Source organism: Paeniglutamicibacter sp., from assembly GCF_046714615.1.
In the GTDB taxonomy this organism is placed as follows: domain Bacteria; phylum Actinomycetota; class Actinomycetes; order Actinomycetales; family Micrococcaceae; genus Paeniglutamicibacter.
Genome location: NZ_JBKKAP010000133.1, coordinates 1 through 3,770, shown reverse-complemented (window position 1 = coordinate 3,770; position 3,770 = coordinate 1). Strand labels below are relative to the sequence as shown.

The window sequence follows — 3,770 nt, the reverse complement described above, 5'->3', positions numbered from 1 at the left end:
GGTCGACGCAGCATCGCCTGCGCCCGTAGTATTTAACACGGCTCGTGGTCCTTGGAATTATGAATGTCTTAGTCAACACCCATAATTCCGTAGGGCTGCGGGCCCTACTTATTTGATGACGCCACGCTCAAAGTCCGAGAGCCGTGAATCGACCTTGTCAGCGGTCTCCGATTCCGGAAGGGTGACCCGCGTGGTTGCGGCGAGCCGCGGGTGCTTCACTGCCGTTGGCGGCCGTCCGGGCGAATCCGATCAGTCGCCCGGAACCCGTTTCGTGCATACAGCGGACGGGGAAGGTTTGCGGCCGATTTCGGACGTTCTTGGACTCTCGGCTGCCTACTGCTCTATTGGCTTGGAATGAGCCGCCGACTTGGCCCACGCTCCGAGCGGGAAAGGCCTCAAGTTTGTCCCTCACACACAGCATGATCAATGTGGCGCTTCAGCAGTGAATTTTCAATCATGCTACCAATTTTGATGACGCTTCTTCTTGGATTTGGGCGTCGCACAGGTGCCTTTAGGTCGCAATCTGGCGGGCGTCATTGGGGGCGTTCGGAGTGCCGTGGCCCGGATAGACGTCAGGGCCTTCTTGAATGGTTATCGACTATCGACCAAAAAACGCAAAAAAGACCCAGACATTGAACCATTACAACTCTGGCTGCGTGCTGCCGTCGACCCCGTGGAAACACGAAGCACCACTTCGTTCGGATGCCGCCGCGAATCCGGTGGCCAGCTCCTGCGGGACAGGGCCGACGCCTTCCTGGACCTGGAAGGCCTCCGTGTGCTCGCGGCGGACCTCCGGGACCCGGCCCGGCTCGTCGTGGTGGTTGAAACTCCGGAACGCACCGCGTGGTGCCGTGGGTGCGGCACCCAGGCCAGTTCCCAAGCCCGGCGCAACGTGCCGATCCCGACATTCCCGCCCATGGCTCCCCGGTGGTCCCGCACCGGAACAAGCGGGTGTTCCGCTGCCACGAAAAACAATGCCACATGATGACGTTCTCCGAGGAGCGCCACCACCTTGGGCCACGGGAAAACTCACCATGCGGGCCTGCCACTGGGCGCACGAGCAGCTGAAGGAACAAGACAACGCGGGCTCGGCGATCGCGCGGCAACTCGGCGTGGACAGTCACACGATCTGGGACAATATAAAGGCGCTGGCCCAGCTGGAAATCACCGACCCCGACCGCCCGCGCGGCGTCAGAACCCCGGGGCGTCGATGACGCATATCTGGCGGCACACCGGCTTCGCCAGCGAGCCGGTCCTGACCGGGTTCGTCGACCACACCAGGGACGAAAGGGGTCGGATCCGGGCCCGGTTCCTGGACCTGTTGCCCGGACGGAGCCGAAGGGCCCCCTTCAACTGGCTCAGTGCCCATCTCGAGGATTTCAGGCCCGGCATCAAGGTCGCGACCCTCGACCCGTTCCGCGGCTATGCCAACGCCATCGACGAATAGCTGCCCGACGCAGTCATGATTCTGGACGCGTTCCACGTAGTCAAGCCCGGAAGGCCCATGGTCGATGACGTCAGGCGCCGGGTCCAGAAGGAGGCCACCGGCAAACGGGGGCTAAAAGAACGACCCCCTCTACAGATCCCCCCGACGCCTGCTGCAAGGGGCCGAGCACTTCAAGGAGAAGCAACGCGCCCTTCTCACCGAACTGCTCGGGGCCGGCGACAAGGACGGAGAGGTGGCGATCGCCTAGCCCAGCTGTTTCATGAGGTGCCGGCTGACCGCTGATTCCGTATTTTGGTGCGGAGTTGGCGGTCTTGCCGTTTTCGGGCATGCAGGCGATGGCCGTGTCGGCTGCCGGTGGTGCCGGGTTCCACTGCCCGGAGTCTTGGTCTTTCGTCTCGTCGCGGTGGGCCGGGCCGCGGGTTCAGGCGGCCAGGTTGCCGTGCCTGAAGTGCTGGTGGGCGCGGGTGATGCGCCGGTGCAGGTCCATGGCCAGGTCCGCCTCGGGCGCCGTGCGCGGGAGCAGCAGCCGGGTTTGCCGTCCGCCGCGCACCAGTTTCCCGGCCATTGAAAACAGCCGGTACCGCCAGCGCTTCACGTCCCAGACCCCGGCCGCGTGCCCCGACGGCAGGATCGAGAGCTGGATCCACGACACCAGGTTCATGGCGAACATCGCCAGGTCGGCCCACGCCTCGTTGGCGGCCAACGAGAAGGGAAACTTGCCAAGGCCCGTGTTCTTCAGGGTCTTGATCCTGTTTTCGCATCGCCCCTCGCCCGGTGCCGGGCATCCAAAAATGCCACGTTGTAGCGGGGTGCGTTGGTGAGGAAGGCGGTGACGCGGTTGCCGTCGGTGTCGAACAGGCTGGCCTTCGCCCCCGGGTGCAGGGGCTCGGCCCGCAGGTGGATCCGGGTTCCGGGCGGGTAGTTCTTCAGTTTCAGGACCTCGGTCGCGTCGATGACCCACGCGTCGTGGCGCTCGTTGCCGTGCTGGTCGGTGGCCGGCTCCCAGTACTTTTTCTCGTTGATCCACCCGATCAGGCGTTCGTTGGCCACCGGCAGAGCAAAGGAGGTGGAGAACTGGATGCCCAGGGAGTGCAGGTGGTCCAGGAATTCGCGGGAGGCCCCGGCGCTGTCGGTGCGGATCAGGATCTTCTCCCCGATCAAATCCCCGTTACTGTCATAAAAGTCCTCCGGCAGCTGTGCCAGCGCCCGGGTAAGGACCTCGATGTGGTCCTTGGCGCTGTTGGCGCCCTTGTTGCCCTTGTTGCCCGGGCGCATCATCACCGCGAGGATTTCACCGGTCCCGTTGTCCTGGCCGTAGTCGACGATGGCGATCAGGGGCGAAAATCCATACCCGCCCTTGTAGGTTCCCGCGGCCTTTTCCTTCTCGGAGTGCACGTGCACCAGGGACGCGTCGAGGTCGATAGTGAGCGGGTCCGCCGCGGTGGCCCGGCGCCCGGGGTTCCGCTTGCCGGCCGCTGCCCAGATCTTGGATCGCAGGGTTCGCTGCATCGTGGCGAACCCGTAGGCGAAGGCCTCGGGCTGGTCCTTGACCCGGGCCATGAACCGGCTGATCGTCGCCTCCGAGGCCACCGAACCGAACAACGCCGGGGCCGCGCGCAGCTGGTCGACGTCGGCGACCTGTTCGCCGCCGGCGGCGAGCAGGTCGCCAGGGACCCGAGGATCTTGCCGGGTCGGTGCACCGCCATGGCCGGCACGAATTGGGAGAACCGGTCCTCGCAGAGCTTCCGGAAACCCGGGACGTTGAGGAAGCCGGTGAGCACGCCCAGCCCGGCGTGGGACACCAGTGCCTGGCCGGTGAGGGATACCGGGACGGTAAGGAAGAATGCGGTAGGGTTGTGCATTGAAAAGGTGACCCTTTGAACCGATGGATATAAAGCTTAGACACTTCTATTTTCCCAGTTCAGGTCACCTTTTCCTCGTTAAAGACGGTTAATGACGCTGGCCCTCATGAAACCGGGCTAACGCATCCGCTCACTGCTCTCTGCTGGCGGCCACCGACACTGCCTGGCATGGGATGTCCTCACCACGCCAGAATCCGAAGAGCCGCATTACCTCCCTACCAAAGCGAAACGCCCACGAGATTCCCCGCCCAAAAAGAGATTCTCAGGAATAACTCTTTACAGCCTCAATAATGTCTCCTAGACTCCAAGCTAGATGCCAACGGTTGGGGAACCGTTTGGGGGGCTGCTAGGGGCAGTAGGCATTAGATGGGGTCTAGACACTTGGGGACCACTTCATTCCTTCATAATTTCTCATCAAGATTGATTCGCTGGGGGGCGATAAATGTCGCACCTTCTTGACG

At 63.1% G+C, this 3,770-nt stretch carries 4 protein-coding genes and 1 pseudogene; 3 read left to right on the top strand and 2 right to left on the bottom strand.

Annotated features, from left to right (window positions below):
- Positions 1-640: 640 nt before the first annotated feature.
- Positions 641-880: a hypothetical protein gene (locus ACLQ7E_RS15700; protein WP_411733514.1), complete on the bottom strand. Its 240-nt coding sequence runs from the start codon at positions 878-880 to the stop codon at positions 641-643.
- A 154-nt stretch (positions 881-1,034) separates the two neighbouring features.
- Between ACLQ7E_RS15700 and ACLQ7E_RS15695 the strand changes: the two genes are divergently transcribed.
- Genes ACLQ7E_RS15695 through ACLQ7E_RS15685 form a run of 3 tightly spaced genes read left to right on the top strand, consistent with a single transcriptional unit; the run spans position 1,035 to position 1,729 of the window.
- Entirely contained in the window at positions 1,035-1,214 is a 180-nt protein-coding gene (locus ACLQ7E_RS15695) for a hypothetical protein (protein ID WP_411733513.1), read from the top strand.
- Positions 1,211-1,447, top strand: coding sequence for a hypothetical protein (locus tag ACLQ7E_RS15690; RefSeq protein ID WP_411733512.1), 237 nt, complete (start codon positions 1,211-1,213; stop codon positions 1,445-1,447). Before ACLQ7E_RS15695 ends, ACLQ7E_RS15690 begins: the two co-directional genes overlap by 4 nt.
- Positions 1,448-1,729, top strand: a complete 282-nt coding sequence (locus ACLQ7E_RS15685) for a transposase (RefSeq protein WP_411733515.1) — start codon at positions 1,448-1,450, stop codon at positions 1,727-1,729.
- A 139-nt stretch (positions 1,730-1,868) separates the two neighbouring features.
- On the opposite strand, the pseudogene ACLQ7E_RS15680 reads toward ACLQ7E_RS15685, so the two are convergent.
- A pseudogene (locus ACLQ7E_RS15680) lies at positions 1,869-3,309 on the bottom strand (IS1380 family transposase).
- Positions 3,310-3,770: the final 461 nt, after the last annotated feature.

Excerpts from the sequence above, each read along its gene's own strand:
- ACLQ7E_RS15695 (WP_411733513.1), top strand. The coding sequence starts at position 1,035 with ATGCGGGCCTGCCACTGGGCGCACGAGCAGCTGAAGGAACAAGACAAC.
- ACLQ7E_RS15690 (WP_411733512.1), top strand. The coding sequence starts at position 1,211 with ATGACGCATATCTGGCGGCACACCGGCTTCGCCAGCGAGCCGGTCCTG.